Genomic DNA, 15,475 nt, shown 5'->3' with positions numbered 1-15,475 from the left:
AAAAGCCTCCATAGCTCAGCTGATAGAGCAACTGACTTGTAATCAGTAGGTCGCTGGTTTGATCCCGGCTGGGGGCTCAGAATAAACGCCTGATAATCAATAGATTGTCAGGCGTTTTTGTTCCTACCTGTATCTCCTTCTCTTCTCAGTTGCAATAAAACTTGCAACAAACACTTACCATTCACTTTACTTCTATTCTGCTCTTTATCGTAAACTTTTAGCAATTAGAATTTTGCATATAATTCTTAACAAATGCGTATCTTATTTTAAGTTTTCATTAAGTAAGGTACCGTTAGATAGAAATATTTTGTATTACATAAATCAAATATTATGTTTACGACATTCTAACACACTTTATGTTTAAGTCATGCTCAAAACTAAACCACCCAAAGAATATCTCCTGGATTTTGCTGTTAAACCTGTCCTTTCAAAGTATCATAATATAAAATTTCCCAGCTCTTTGGTCTTCAAGAGTTGTAGAGGTTCGGTATGTACTATAGCTGAAATTTACTAACCCAGACCTTTTAAAAGAAGCAATTGAAAAACATAAAATCAATTGTCTCTTCCTTTGAATTGTCTTCTTGTGAATATAGGATTACCAGATACGCTATGAATAGGCTTAAAGTCGGCGCACTTCAAGGATTCTAATTAAGCGATCAAAATTATATGATTGTTGTTAAAAAGCTACCACTAAAAAAGAATTATTAACCTAAATCCAAGTCCACGGATGAAAAAAATCTACTTACGCAATTTTCTTTGCATTGCTGTGCTCGTTTGCCTCAACAATTTACTCTTTGCTAAAACTATTGTTGATTTCCCTTCAACATTAAGGCCTCTTCCGGTAAAACCTTTACCTGTAAGATTCAATCCAATATTGAATAAACCGTCTTACCTAAGTAAAGTTGAACTATATCAATTCGATAAAAAGGAATCTATTTTTAGCAAAATCAATAGTGATTTCCCTATTTTAACTCTGCACGAAAGGCAAGCTGTTAGTAATGACCCTATTAGATTTACTCTGACTCCTGATAAACCAAATGCTCTTGTAGGCGAAGACATTGAGTTAACGCTTACAGCAGAGTTGCTCAACATTTCTCCGTCGGTAATGTTTACCTTTGAAGAACTCCGCAGTTATACGCTAAAGGTTGTCTTACCGGGAGATTTTATTCAAACAGGCGGCACATATTACGATTTTGTGTCAGACAGGCTCGACCCTGCCAATCCTCGTAAAACATATACCATCAAAGGTCGCTATCTCGCCAAACCTGCTCTTGATGATTGCTTTAAAGTACTCAGAAAACTGAGTAACGAGGTATTTATTCTCAAAGACTCACAATGTCTGACTGTTAATGAGGTTGATTTGGCACCTATTACTACTTCAATAAGATCAGATTCTTCAAAAAATACAAGAGAAAGTACAGTAGGAATTGATGTAAGTAAACTCCATTTTTCTTTTGCTTTAGGAGATGGTACAGGAAATACTGTTGGGATTTCGGAGGATACTGATACATTACATCTTAGTTGTCATAAGTGGATTCGACATAATATATCTGTAATACTAAACAATTCAGGTTTTGATGAGATTCAAAATAAAAATGGCATTATGGACATCGACTTTACTGGCATGAAAAATAATGCAATAGTTGTATGGCCAAACTCTAGTTGTGGGCATACATTAAGTACGGAGCAAATTTGGAATATTGGACAATCTCTAGATAAACTCATCCTAAATATAAAAGTATACAACTCCAATGATTGTTCCGGAACTCCCATATATACAAAGTTAAAAACTTTTATTATAGACCGCATAAAATGTTCAGTCGAAGCAATGGATTTTGGTATTTCAACTGCGGCAACTTCTATTTGTCCTGGTAATACAACTATAATAACAGCTTCAGGGAATTGCCCTGTAGGCAATATTTCGTGGAAAAAAGATAATGTTACATATGGTGGCAGTGGAGCAAATATAACAGTAAACGAAGCAGGAAGCTACACGGCGCATTGCTCAAGTCCACTCATGGCTTCCGCATCTATTACTATCAGTGTTTCTTCAGCTCCACCTGCACCTTCTGTGGCAACTAATAGAAATATAATTACGCCCGGAGATTATGCTCAGCTTACAGCAAGTAACTGTTCAGGCATTATTCACTGGATTGGTCCAAATAACTTCACAGCAGTAGGTAGTCAAATTAATGTTAATATTCCTGGAGGTTATAATGCTAAATGTCAGACGAGTTGCGGTGGAAATAATTATTCTAGTGGTCTATCGCCTACTATTGAAATCTCTTCATCACCGCTTCGAATTGAATCTGATAAAATGTCAATTCACCCCAACGAATTTGTTACACTTACTGCGCACGGCTGTTCGAATGGGTATATCAGATGGAAAATAAACGATGTACTCCAAAATTCGACTGACAACCCCTTTACATCCAACTTAAGTGCTACCTATAGCGCCAGTTGTAATAGCTGGGATGGCACCTATGCTTCCGGATGGGTCTCTGTTTTTATTGGCCAATCTCCGGCCAATACACCTTCAGTATCTGCCGACAAAATAAGAGCTTATAATAATGAAGACGTAGTCTTATCAGCCAATGGCTGTAGCAATGCTTCTTTTCAATGGTCGGTGCCACTACGGCAACCCAATGGGTCAATTATTACTACCTATCTTACGGGTAATCCAATTACAGTAAAAGGCTCAGGTACTTACAGTGTCAGATGCTATTATGATGCCTCGAACCAAGGCCCCTGGGCAAGTGTAACCGTGTATCCGCTACAACCAGGCGATATAACCATAACAAGCAATAAAACAGTAGCTAATACCGGTGAAGCAGTTGTGTTGAGTGTTTCAGGAGACTGCCCAAGCTCGGCAGGAATCCAATGGAAAATAGCAGGAGTAGACAGCTGGACGAACAGGTACGATTCTAAAACCGTATATGGGCCGGGTACTTATGAAGCCCGTTGTATTTCAGATAACGTCTCCTATGGTAGTTGGGCATCCATCAGAGTAACTGCACCAGCGCCGGGTGGAATTACGATCACGTCTAATAAAGCCAGTGCCAGTAGTACTGAATTAGTAACATTGCGTGCCAATGGTTGTACAGGAGAAGTGGTGTGGACACTGCCAAATACCACAGAGGTACGCGGCAGCGATTTGCTGTATGGCTATGGCTCCGGAACCTATAAAGCCAAGTGTGTACGATTCGGTATTAACGGCGAGCCGGCCACTATCAATATTCAGACAAAAGCCAATGATGCCCCGCGTTTTTTTGCAACACAGTCTGTAGCGGCAGGGAACCAGATATTTCAGCTATTTGCTGAAAACTGCCCCAATAACTATGTGCAATGGGGCGTGCCGAAACAAGACGCCAACGGCGAAACTTATTATGACTACGCCAATTTCTTCCCAAGCCTGATTGTCCGTGGCCCGGGTACCTATCAGGTGCGATGCAATGAGGGTGATTACACCGATTTTCAGGATATAGTAGTGTTCCCGAGTCCGTCAAATGCGCTGGTGATAGTGGCCGATAAAGCCAAAGTGCTTCCGACAGAAAACGTGGTTCTGACCGCCTATGGCTGCCCCAACGGAACAGTAAAATGGGAAATAGGCACGCAAACTGCCGAAGGTGTTCAGATAACCCGACAAGGCCCGGGCGACTACAAAGCCCGTTGTGTGGGTGACGCCAGCAATAACGGCGACTATGCAGTTGCCTCTGTAATGCCCAACGGAAGCATTGTGCCGGCAATCAGTTCAACCCATAACTCAGCATGCCCGACAGAATCTGTTACCCTGACAGCCAGTAACCCTGGTGGTACATTCGGGTGCCCTGCAGGCTGGCCGGTGCAGTGGCAATACGTGCGCGACGATAAAGTAGAGTACTGGCTCAACAACAGAAATGCCATTGAAAACTTTGGTGAGAATTATGGCGAAGTATTTGAATTTATTAATAGCAATCAGGTAACAAGAAACGGGCCTAGGGTGTATTATGCCCGTTGTCTGAAGCCTGACGGTAGCTGGATGGGCGAGTTTAAGGATAAGTCGTTTACGGTTCAGCCTGTTTTTCCGTCATACCTGCGGGCAAGCAATAACGGCCCGGCCATGATGGGAGCAACAGGCATCAGAGTTTCTGTAACCGAAGTGCCCGGCCCGAACATTACCTATTCCTGGACTGGCCCAAGCGGATTTACAAGTACGCAGCGTAACCCAGAAATAACTAATCTCACCGATGCCAAAGCCGGTGACTATATTGTAACCGTACGCAAAGGCACGGCCTGTAGCGTGAAGGACACAACAAGGCTTTTGGTGAGTGGGTGTGATATCAGGATTAAGGCGACGGATCCTACTAATGGACTGGAAACCAACTCCTTGCCGGTTATCTCCGGTACTACCAGTCAATTTGGTTCCTTGGCCTTAACGGCAATTTTCAGAAATGATTCAACCATTAAGAATAGTACTTTTACATGGACAAAGCCAGATAGTACCACATATACAGGAGAATATTTAGTAACCAGCACACCTGGGGTTTATAGAGTAAAAGTTACTCCAAGTGGAAGCTCAGTGAGTTGTACGGCAATAAGCTATATCATAAAAGAAAATTTCCATATACAGGAATGGGAAAAAGCACAAAATTTAAAATTTAAAGACAGTTCATCTGTTACGGTTGTGCCAGTTATACATAAGTCCGTAGAAAAGTCTGGTATTTGGTATGATCCACGTATAAAGGATGATTCTCTACTAAAAAATACTGTGGTATCGAAACTTTTAAGATATACCTTACCTGATGGTACTAAGAAAAAGGAAGTACTCTATATCATTCCAAAGGTGGAATACCTTATTGAAAATAATTATACTATCAACTCCAGTAATCTTGATGGTTTTGTATTAGTTTTTAACGAGAATGAGCAACAGTATCAAGGAGGGTGGATTTATGAAAATGGTAGTCCTATTTCAAGAGTAGCCGTTTTTGACAAATTAATAACAAACCAAGGTACCGAACGTTGTTGGCTTGAAATATACGAAACAACATATACTGAACCTGGACCACCAACTTCTGCGGGGGTATCGACCAGCACAAGTGGTATGGATCCCAGACTTAATCCAAATAATTATGGTAAAAATGTTATAGCATCTATTCCTATACAATGTCCTGAAAACCCCAATAAAGATCCGTTTGAGCCTATAACCGTCCCTCCTTATGGTGGTAATGGTGGATACGGTAACCCTAATTGGCCATGGAATCAACCACATAATGGAGGAGGCGCTTTTGGAAATGATTCACCATTCACTCCAACTATCTTAAAAAATGACGAAAACTTCAATTATACTGCTCTAAGGCAGTACACAAATGGCATTGCCAGAATATTAAGTGAGGTAGGAAATCAATTCCCCGAAACTGACCAAATTAACAATTACGAATTTAATTTATTGACATTACTAATAAACCAGACACTAATAAGGTTATTCCCAAATGATGCATATAGTATTAATTTCAACAATTTGAATTATGCAATGGAGGCATTTCAAGATGGTGATTATTCATCAGCAGCTCAGAGCCTGACAAATGGTTTTGGAAATCTTCAAACTTCAAATCCGGGTATTATAACAAATTTAATACTTGAAAATACAGATAGTATTGTCAGAACGTTTTTTGCATTCTCAAAACTTCAGCAAACCTTATTTGCACGGGTTTCAACTCAAAATTTATTCAATGCCATATTTACAATTTTAGTAAATGCTGATAAATATACTTATTCAAATAGTTTAGATATAATAACTGTCAATCAATTATCTGCCAGAACATTCTGGGCTAGCTTGGTATCTGCCTATAATGCTACAGTTGTATCGACAAATAATTCTGCGAATCCGTTTGAAGTGAAGATAACAACAACTGAGAACATGGAGATTTATTTTGACCCTACCAGGTACAATTCCATTAAAATCAAAAATGACTTCACATCTGGCGTATATTTATCATTCCCTGATACACCAAGTATACCTGCCGAAGAAACATTTTATACACAAGAAGCAACAAAGCTATTAACTGCCTATGGATTTTCTGATTTAAATGCATTAGATGCTTTTATAACTGTTCCCCCCGGTGGCACCGGCTTAAATCCCTGGGCTTTCTTAACGGCCCAAAAAACCTTGAGAGAGTATGCATGGTTAAGAAGCAGACACCCCAGTTGGACTAAAGCACGTTGTTTATTTCAGGCAAATTTGAATGTATTGGGTGAAGCGACACATTATACATTAGATGTTTTAGGCTTAGTACCTGTTTTGGGTGAAATACCTGATTTAATAAATAGTGGTGTATATGTACTTGAAGGCAAATATGTAGATGCGTCATTAAGCTTTGCAGCAACTTTACCCATCGGAGGTCAGTTAGCAACATTAGGAAAATGGGCAAAAAATGCCTTGAAATTTTCTGATGGCGCCTTTCATACTGCAAGTGGCTTAACTTTTACATTAGGGAGTAGAGATGGGAATAGACTTACTCATGCATTAGCCCACTTAGTTGATAATACTAAAAAATCATTCCACTCATACTTTACAAAAGTAAAAGATAGTGGTGAACTAGTAGAACTATTAGATAATGAATGGGCTTCAATTGTGCAGAAAAATTTCAATCCCAATCTTGCAGAAGGGGCATCTCAAACCATAGGAAATATTACAAAAACAGTAGAGAGAAATCCAGGGTCAGGGCTTTTACAAGATGTTTATGTTATAGATCATGGAACTACTGTGATTGGTAAGCAAGGAGGTGCTAATGGACTTCAGGAGAATTTGAACAAAATAAAATTAATCGTATATAAGAATACATCTGAAATTGTCACAGCTTATCCCTATTAATAAAATAAATAATAGTATATGTTGTATCATATACCTTGTAATAATATATAGATAAAAAAGTTAGTATTTTTCATTTTTAGAAAAGCCATAGCGACATGGTTAAAAAAATCATTATTAATACTTTTGAAATGGAATATTAAGCAAAAAATATTATAGAATATTAATGTTATGAAAGAGCTATTATACTAAATTAATCACCATACTTAAGTAGTAAAAAATCTAACGTTAAAAAAGTCAACAAAAATGATTAAAATAGAATTCATTGAAAATCCTAATGATAGTTCTCATGAGGATAGTATTATTGAATTTCCAACTCTAGGGAAAAAGCTAATTGGAGATACCTATTGGTTTGCGATTGATGTTAAATCAGGCATTTCATATAAGCAAATGATTCAAAATATAGCATCTAAATTTTATATAGATTTTAAATCAATTAAAGAACTTGGTGTTAAACGCTCTTATTTCTGGTTTTTTCATATTTTTGATGAAGGTGAATATGGAGTTATTATAACTAATACAGATAATGTCAAACTAAAGCTGGGTTTTGTGTTTAAATTCAGAAATCATAACAAAGAATATTTTTTTGAGGAAGAAGAATATTTTTTAGAGAGGGAGCCATTTCTAATTCAAATGGAAAAAGAAATAAACAAATATCTGGTTTAAGTACCTTGTCCTTTGTAGGAGTAACTAGCTAAAAAATATGCTATTGACTACGACAAAATCGTAATTGTGTATCCTCAATAATGCTAGATTCAACTATTAACTACAACGTATAGAAATTTGTGCTAGAAATTAAAGAAATGATTAAAATAGAATTCACTGAAAATCCTAATGATAGTTCTCATGAGGATAGTATTATTGAATTTCCAACTTTAGGAAAAAAACTTATTGGAGATACCTATTGGTTTAGAGTTGGTATTGACCCAAGTGTTTCATATGAGGGAGTTGTTAATTTTATAGCATCCACCTTTCAAAGGGACTTCAATGCAATCAAAAATCTTTATACGAAACGCTCTTACTTTTGGTTTTTTCATTTTTTCGATGAAGGGGACGAGGGAGTTATAATAACGAATATAGATAATGTTATGCTGAAACTGAAATTTGGATATAAATTAAAAAATTCTTATCAAGAGTATATCTTTGATGAAGAAGAATATTTTTTGGAAAGGGAACCATTTCTAATTCAAATGGAAAAAGAGATAAACAAATATCTGGTTTAATCCTTTACAAGCATAACTGGCTAAAAAATGAGGTCTTGGCTACAGCAAAATCGTAACTGCGTATCCGGTAAAATAAAATGTTTAAAATTACACTAAATACAATAGATGCTCCATACAAGAATTTTCAACTGGAGTTTTCTACAAAAAAAGAAACCCTTACTGAGTATTGTGATTTTTATTACTTCTGCTTAGATCAGATTTTCCTAAAAAATGAAACTGAATATGTGAAAGGCGTACTGAATTTTGTCTACCTGTTAGAAAACTGGAAACGAAAATTCAAACAATTAGCTGAGGATAACCCTATATTTTTACCTTTTGATTTCAGTGATCAATATATTGGCGGATTTTTATTTACAGAAAATACTGACATCTCTATGAGATATGCGTTTTCGCGAAAATTTACCGGAAGTATGTACTCTCCTACACAGATTGATTTAATGTCTCCGCCGGAAGATGAAATTACTATTGTGTCAGAGGACATTAAAATCACTAGAGCCGACTTTCTTGATTTAATGGATAAAACTATTGTTGATATATTGGATTCCGTAAAAGTATTATAAAGTTGTGAAAGAGATTAATTCAAACCGTGTGCATTTCTGATGCATTACATCTTGAATGAAATAACCACGATTTTATCTGACAGCTACAAATAATTAACGGTTTTTAAGCCAACAGAAGTACTCCAACTGGTAGTGCTTCTATTAAATATCCTCACTTAATTCTACTTCTCTCCATCCTTCTCCGCAATATGCTTCCTCCGCATCAGGTAATGATACACATTTTGCCCTCCTCCTACATGAAATGCATATGCCTGCACAAATTCATAACCGTTTCTATTCATGAAATTGAGCGCATCAATCATTGAATTCAGTTCCAAAAGCTTTCCGTTTTCATCCTTTAAAACAGTATCATTACCATCAAAAAACTTATTTCTCTGTCCGAAATCAATCTCAATGGTTACTTTTGAAGACAAAAATTTAGCTGTACCCACAATTTGAACATACTCTACCGTAATATCTTTTAGTGGTATGTTGTTTACAGTTTGTGAAAAGCCGGTAAATGGAGCAATAATCAACGAGCAGATAGCAAAAATTTTCAGTGCATTCATAATTGAGAATCGGTTTAGATTAAAACAATTCGCAATACTATCCATATAATATATCAACTTCAAAAGAAATTATTATCCGGCGTCGAAATTCTCATTCTGCTAAAACTATCATTAACCCCTCTCCCACACCATCCAGGTGTGCCAGCAATGCAAGCTGACAAACACCGCTGATACAAGCAGGTAATAAGACCATCGGTATGGTACTCTAAAGTAGAACGAATCGGCGATGAAGGCAATACCCGCCAGCCAGAGGATAGGCGTGAATGCAGGAGCCATGAAACCCCACAGGCTTTGGCTCCAGGCGCTTTGGGGGTAGTCAATCAATGCTATCCACGACAAGAAATACAAGGCCAACCCGGCTATATATAGTTTAAAACCCGGCTTTTGGTGTAGTTTTCTGACAGGAAGGGGCAGCAGGAATGCCAGTAGGAAAACCAATGTCCGAGAAATATTCTCTCCATAACTAAGCCATGCAGGTATATCGTGCCAGAAAATATCGGATTGGAAAGCCACCGGAAGCCGTTTGGTAAAAAGCATATCCCAGAACATAACGGGTAACAAAAGCAAAAAACAATTGAGCAGGTATTTCTTCATTAATTGACGATTTTGCGCGAAATTATCAGCCATACCCTCAAAAATAAATGATAATGCTCATATAATTATTAAGTATCTACAGTAAATGTATGCTGCCACTTCAAGAGGAGGCGTGCGAACGGGCAAATAATGTCCGGATGGGTGCGGTTCAGTAGCGATGATAAAGGTATAAATAAAAATACCTCCGCCATGGGCAGAGGTATTTCCTAATCAAACAATTAACAATTTAACTGTCCTATGGAACAGCCTTAATAAGTATAATTTATTAAGTTCTTTTATTGATCGGCGGTCTTTACCCCCTGTTCTATCATCCTGACAAGGCTCAAAAACCTGCCGGGCATCTATTTCTGCATCAAACGGTTTAGCAAAGGTTTAAACCTAAACTTTGTCAAACTTATTCAATCAGTGCGACAATACCAATTAAAAAAACCTTAAGACTTACCCCGTGCTATGGCACTATATAATGGCCTGTGTGCACGCTGAGCCGATATATGCCAGCCTGCAATTTCATCGGTTTATATTCAATATATATTCCTTTCAAAATCACATTTCTGTTTTTTTTTCGTTAGAAATGCAGAGCAGAAACTAATTGATTGGTTAATTTGCAGGCTTAAATGTGCGAGTACTCATTAAATCCATTGATAACATGTTGAAAAAGACTTTTCTAAACGTATCACTAATCCTGATTGTACTGTTTTTCAATTCCTGCGGGAACACCGTTGAAAACAATTGCCCCAATATCTCCTACAGTGACCTGACAATTACGGTTATACAGGAGCCTAAAATTATAGCCGGCAGCAGCAAGCTGAGTATGATTCTAAAAGTGGATGAAAACTTCAACAAACACTTACCGGTTTCGGGTCTTACCACGGGCAATTTCAAAGTTTACGAAAAAGGCCCTAACGATGAGTGCGCCAATCCGATTTCGGAGAGCGAGGCCAACAAGCAGTTTTCACCAAGTCCGCAGAAATTCAGACACAACACCCTCATAGTGCTCGACCTCAGCGCCAGTGTTACCACCAGTGCTCTTTCACAACTGAAAAGCTCTACCACCAGTTTTATTAACAACATCATCACCAGCAATGGAGACGACTCGTATCTGGTAGGGATCTCGTGGTTCGACGGAGAAGATAAACTGAATACGCTGGTCGATTTCACGTCCGACAAAAACAAGCTCATCACTGCCGTGCAGAATGTAAATGCGGGCATCACGAATGACCCATCGACGGATCTCTACGGAGCGGTTATCAAGTCGGTCGACAAAGCTGAACAACGCCTGAAAGACCTACAGAAAGAAAGCTATATATCGGCCTTTTCGATTGTGATTTTCACCGACGGAACCGATCAGGCCGCCCGCTATGGCAAGCAGGCAGCCCTAAACAAAGTAAGCGGAGCCAATTCAAAAATCTCTTTGTTTACTATTGGCCTGGGTACTGAAATCGACAAAGCGGTGCTGACGTCAATCGGTAAAAACGGAGCGGTGTTTCCGCAGAACAAAAACGAGTTGGAGGCCAAGTTTATAGAACTGGCACGTATAGTGAGAGGCGAAGCCAACAGCTATTATCTATTTGAGTACTGCTCACCCAAGCGCGCCGGTAAAGTAACACTAGTGCTGGTAGTGCAGTATGACGCCAAAAAAGGCACCTACTCTACCAACTTTGACGCCACCGGGCTGACAAGTAATTGCTATTAGAATCCAGTATTTTTGATTTATACAATCCCCCGGGCAAGCCTGGGGGATTTTTTTGTATTAGAGAAATTTATTGATTGTGATTTCCTTTGTTAATTTCAATCTTTTTCATTTTTTTGTACTGCAATGGATGTGACTTAAAAGAATGAAGTTTTGAGCTTTACTTATTCTTTCATGCTTTCTTTTTTCTTGAAATCCGCTTTCAAAAAGCCAATTAGCCACAAGTATTATTAAACCAGGACGATTAATCGAAGAAATGTTCTTTGTATTTGACTCAGGCAAGAAAACTATCATTTCAAATTTTAAATATATTTTCTATGGGCTTTTTTACAATCTTAATAATTGTGTTCGTTGTAGTTTTTATAATAACAATCCTCTCAGGAGCGGCTGGAGCTAAAGCGAACACGGAACATGGCGATAAAGTAAGGACGAAATTAAGTGAATTAGGTGTTACTGATCATTCTAATGCGTTTGTATCAAAATTCTCAGGTATTTCTTTTGCGATTGACTACACACCAAAAAAAATTTATTTTATCGACAAAAACTTAAATACAAACTCGTATGACCTCGAAAAAATTCTTCAATGCGAAATAGATATCGATGGTCAGACCATAGTAAAAACCAGTACTTCAAGCACGGTAGGCAGAGCAATTCTAGGGGGTATTCTAACTGGAGGGGTTGGCGCCATTATAGGTGGAGTAACTGCAAGTAAAACTCATAACGAAGAGATTAAAAGTATGGATTTGAAAATTATTGTTAGTGATACTTCAAACCCTATTTATAAAGTTAACTTTTTCACGGGTAGTACTAAAAAGGATGGTTTTCTGTATAAGGTAACTTATCCTGACATGGAACGCTGGCATGGAGTATTATCGGTAATAATAAAAGAAAATGAAGCTATTAATAAACAATTGAATGTTATAGCACCAACGCTATTATCTGCTGCTGATGAAATAAAAAAACTTAAAACCTTAATGGATGAAGGGATAATTACACAAGAAGAGTTTCAAGCGCAAAAGATTAAATATTTAAACTAATATTATAAAGGACATTTTTTACTGACAATTACACAATTCCGAGCAAATGCCTGTTTACAAAATACAACAAACCCTAGAGCATATTAAAGAAGTTTCATTTAAGTTTGAAAGAGAAATTCAGCAAATGGTGGAACAAAATCTGGGTAAGCTAATGAACCTTAATTTTATACGCTCAGAATTTTCATTGAACAATTTCAGAATTGACACGTTAGCGTTTGACCTGGAAACCAAAGCTTTTATTATTATTGAATATAAACGAGATAGATCATTTAGTGTTATTGATCAGGGATATGCTTATCTATCCTTAATGTTAAACAATAAAGCTGATTTTATACTGGAATATAACGAGAGTCAAAATCAAAGCCTGAAACGAACTGATGTGGATTGGACACAATCCAAAGTAATCTTCATATCTCCGGTTTTCACGATGCATCAACGTGAAGCTATCAATTTTAAAGACTTACCTATAGAATTGTGGGAAATAAAAAAATTTGAGAATGAGACCATTTCATTTGAACAAATCCAAAAAACATCCGCAAAAGAAAGTATCAAGACAATATCACGAAATAACGATGAGGTGGCGATAGTGAGTAAAGAGGTTAAGGTATATACAGAACAAGATCATCTTAACAAAATTGATTTCGAAATGCGAGAGCTATATGAATCTTTGAAAGAAAGACTTCTTGTTTTAGATGATAATGTTAGTGTTCAACCAAAGAAGCAAACAATTGGCTTTAAAATAGAAAATAACATCTTTTGTGACATAGTTCTCCAGAGCAGTGGTTTAAAAATATACTTGAATCTGAAAAGTGGAGATATTCAAGATCAAAAAAATATCGCAAGGGATGTATCAAATGTTGGTCATTGGGGTAATGGAGCTTATGAAATAAAACTATCAGATTTAGATGATATCGACTATATACTGAGTTTGCTAAAACAGTCATTACGTAAAAATAAAGAATAGAGCGTATTACTGAACGTGACAAAATGGTTAAAAAAACACCTCCCCAAAAAAGGGGAGGCTTTTAACTACCCCTAAAAGTAAAAAATCAAAACAGTCTCTTTTTCTGCTTGGCCTTTTCCAGGTCTTTCTGCAATTCAAGTACCCGAGCTTCAAGTTTGGCGCGGTCACGGTTAATTTTAATCACGCTGTCGCGCATGATGGCAATCACCGACTGAAAAGAGGCCGTCATGCCCTTGCTAAGCGCATAGAGTTCAGCAGCATTGCGAGTATCTATCAGGCTTTTGGCCAGCCATTCTTTGTGCAACCGTAGAGAATCAAGCAGCGCCTTTTTATCTGAAGCCAGCACTTTGTTTTCGCTTGTCACAACCTTATAGTCTTTCAGTTTTCTGAAAGCTCCCTGCGCCCATATGGTACCGCCTATAGTGGCCAGTACCGCTACAGCAAGGATAATATTCCTGATCTGATTCATGGATTCGGTGTGGTTGATTGGTCATTGTTTTCAAATAATTTCCCGGTATCACCTCCGGAGTCGACGAATGTTTCCACCCTACTGATTACTCCTGCGGGCATCCGGATACCGAAATTCTGGCTCAAGTTGTCTTTAATTGACAAAAATTCAATTCCTGCAAAAAAAAGCATGGCTGTCATCATGGGTACATTCAGATAATAACTGTCAATAAACGGCACACCATCTTTAATATTCATGAGAAAAAGCATCATCGTGAAGGTCCAGAGTGTGATCAGAAATATTACATAACCAAGCACCTTTTTTATTGCTTTTTCTTTCAGCACCTTGTAATCATAGACCTTCGTTTTTTTAGCAACCCGTATACCAGTATACGTATCTATTGCAATCATAAAAAACAGGAATATGAACAGCACACCATCTACCTGCCACGACTCCACTACAAACCGCAGGAGTGTGGCCATTAAAGCAAAAAAAGAAATCATATAAGGATGATCCAGAATTTGCTGCTTAAAATCAAACATCATTGTTTTCATTGTTGTGTGGAAATTTTTCATACACTACCTGCTAACACATTTGCTATTTCCTCAACCAATAAGTCGAAAAAATTATCTAATTGCTCCATATCGTATTTATTGGATAGGAAACAAACCTCCACCAGCACGTTCAGGCCGGTCGGGCGCATCATACCGAGCTTTTTATGCTGGCTCGAACTCTCCTTCTTTACGCCTCTGTTTCTGATTATCAATGTTGATGCAATGGTGTCAACCAATTGCCTTGCCAAGGCTAACTCAGTTGTATCGGCTGTGTCGGCCACAAAGACCTCACATCCAGTGGCCGACGGGCCACCGGCGTTGAAATGTAAATCACATATAATATCACCGAGCTTTGAGAATTTCCTAATTTCGGTGATGACCCTGTTTAAGTCCCAGTCGTCATGGTCAGTGAAAACTTCTACTTTTTTATCGCGCAATGCTTTGGTAATGGCATTGCGAAGCCTGATTGTTTCTTCAGCCTCTTTCCGACCATTATACACTGCCCCTGAATCTTTCCGATGGTGTCCCGCTGTTAAGAATATCATGACTATAAAGTTTAAATTTACCTATTTCCTCACCAAGCCTTTACGAGTTAAAAACAACAAAGCTGATCGAACAAGACTAATCCCGTCTTTCATCCGTTTATCAAGATTCTCAGATTCTGTGGGGATTTTGCTCATATCAATTGGACTGAAATTTCCTGTGAACTCATCTCCAGTAACTTTATCCCACTCTATCTGAGCCCTATCCGCTTCAACTTTAATTTCTGCCTCAATAGCTTTGAGTTCTTTTACTTTTTTCAAGTCAGATTCAATAGCTGTTTTTTTCTCTTGCAAAGGCTTCAATTTTTTATTCAGCACATTCTGAATGTTTTCAAGTGAATCCTGAACAGGTTTTACTTTTTTACTCTCATCAAGCAACTCAAGAGAATACCCAAAGTCAATACCGGTCATTTCCAGAATTACATCATAATTGGCCGCAATAATTAGCGCTTCGTTGTTTGTCATATT

13 protein-coding genes and 1 tRNA gene are annotated in these 15,475 nt (G+C 37.8%); 8 read left to right on the top strand and 6 right to left on the bottom strand.

The window, feature by feature from the left end; translation table 11 throughout:
* Window positions 1-4: 4 nt before the first annotated feature.
* The 5 genes from AC1RRY_RS18955 (at window position 5) to AC1RRY_RS18935 (ending at window position 8,630) form a co-directional block, all read left to right on the top strand.
* Window positions 5-77: transfer RNA gene (locus AC1RRY_RS18955), tRNA-Thr, on the top strand.
* A gap of 650 nt (window positions 78-727) precedes the next feature.
* Entirely contained in the window at window positions 728-6,850 is a 6,123-nt protein-coding gene (locus tag AC1RRY_RS18950; protein ID WP_492821665.1) for a hypothetical protein, read from the top strand.
* A 243-nt stretch (window positions 6,851-7,093) separates the two neighbouring features.
* Window positions 7,094-7,513: a hypothetical protein gene (locus AC1RRY_RS18945; protein WP_492821667.1), complete on the top strand. Its 420-nt coding sequence runs from the start codon at window positions 7,094-7,096 to the stop codon at window positions 7,511-7,513.
* A 119-nt stretch (window positions 7,514-7,632) separates the two neighbouring features.
* On the top strand, window positions 7,633-8,070 hold the full coding sequence (locus AC1RRY_RS18940; RefSeq protein ID WP_492892924.1) for a hypothetical protein: 438 nt from the start codon (window positions 7,633-7,635) through the stop codon (window positions 8,068-8,070).
* Between the two features lie 77 nt (window positions 8,071-8,147).
* On the top strand, window positions 8,148-8,630 hold the full coding sequence (locus AC1RRY_RS18935; RefSeq protein WP_492821671.1) for a hypothetical protein: 483 nt from the start codon (window positions 8,148-8,150) through the stop codon (window positions 8,628-8,630).
* Between the two features lie 161 nt (window positions 8,631-8,791).
* Here AC1RRY_RS18935 and AC1RRY_RS18930 read toward each other — a convergent pair whose 3' ends face one another.
* On the bottom strand, window positions 8,792-9,178 hold the full coding sequence (locus tag AC1RRY_RS18930; protein WP_492821673.1) for a hypothetical protein: 387 nt from the start codon (window positions 9,176-9,178) through the stop codon (window positions 8,792-8,794).
* 111 nt (window positions 9,179-9,289) lie between these two features.
* Window positions 9,290-9,772 carry a hypothetical protein gene (locus tag AC1RRY_RS18925; protein ID WP_492821675.1) on the bottom strand — a complete coding sequence of 161 codons (483 nt, stop codon included), beginning with the start codon at window positions 9,770-9,772 and terminating at the stop codon, window positions 9,290-9,292.
* Window positions 9,773-10,418: 646 nt separating this feature from the next.
* On the opposite strand from AC1RRY_RS18925, the gene AC1RRY_RS18920 reads away from it, so the two are divergent.
* From AC1RRY_RS18920 to AC1RRY_RS18910, 3 genes are all read left to right on the top strand, one after another.
* Window positions 10,419-11,465: a vWA domain-containing protein gene (locus AC1RRY_RS18920; RefSeq protein ID WP_492821677.1), complete on the top strand. Its 1,047-nt coding sequence runs from the start codon at window positions 10,419-10,421 to the stop codon at window positions 11,463-11,465.
* A 266-nt stretch (window positions 11,466-11,731) separates the two neighbouring features.
* Window positions 11,732-12,499: an SHOCT domain-containing protein gene (locus tag AC1RRY_RS18915; protein WP_492821679.1), complete on the top strand. Its 768-nt coding sequence runs from the start codon at window positions 11,732-11,734 to the stop codon at window positions 12,497-12,499.
* Between the two features lie 46 nt (window positions 12,500-12,545).
* Complete coding sequence (locus AC1RRY_RS18910) at window positions 12,546-13,463, top strand: DUF5655 domain-containing protein (protein ID WP_492821681.1); 918 nt, start codon at window positions 12,546-12,548, stop codon at window positions 13,461-13,463.
* An 85-nt stretch (window positions 13,464-13,548) separates the two neighbouring features.
* Here the strand turns inward: AC1RRY_RS18910 and AC1RRY_RS18905 are convergent, their stop codons facing one another.
* Genes AC1RRY_RS18905 through AC1RRY_RS18890 form a run of 4 tightly spaced genes read right to left on the bottom strand, consistent with a single transcriptional unit; the run spans window position 13,549 to window position 15,472 of the window.
* Entirely contained in the window at window positions 13,549-13,932 is a 384-nt protein-coding gene (locus AC1RRY_RS18905) for a hypothetical protein (RefSeq protein WP_492821683.1), read from the bottom strand.
* Window positions 13,929-14,465 (bottom strand): phage holin family protein, encoded by a 537-nt coding sequence (locus AC1RRY_RS18900; protein WP_492821685.1) that lies wholly within the window; start codon window positions 14,463-14,465, stop codon window positions 13,929-13,931. Before AC1RRY_RS18900 ends, AC1RRY_RS18905 begins: the two co-directional genes overlap by 4 nt.
* Before the next feature lie 17 nt (window positions 14,466-14,482).
* Window positions 14,483-15,010, bottom strand: a complete 528-nt coding sequence (locus tag AC1RRY_RS18895) for an N-acetylmuramoyl-L-alanine amidase (RefSeq protein WP_492821687.1) — start codon at window positions 15,008-15,010, stop codon at window positions 14,483-14,485.
* 21 nt (window positions 15,011-15,031) lie between these two features.
* On the bottom strand, window positions 15,032-15,472 hold the full coding sequence (locus tag AC1RRY_RS18890) for a hypothetical protein (RefSeq protein WP_492821689.1): 441 nt from the start codon (window positions 15,470-15,472) through the stop codon (window positions 15,032-15,034).
* Window positions 15,473-15,475: the final 3 nt, after the last annotated feature.

This window comes from Emticicia sp. GW821-FHT11C11 (assembly GCF_058808615.1).
The sequence above is the reverse complement of the archived record's forward strand: the minus strand, read 5'-3'. Positions and strand labels throughout refer to the sequence as shown.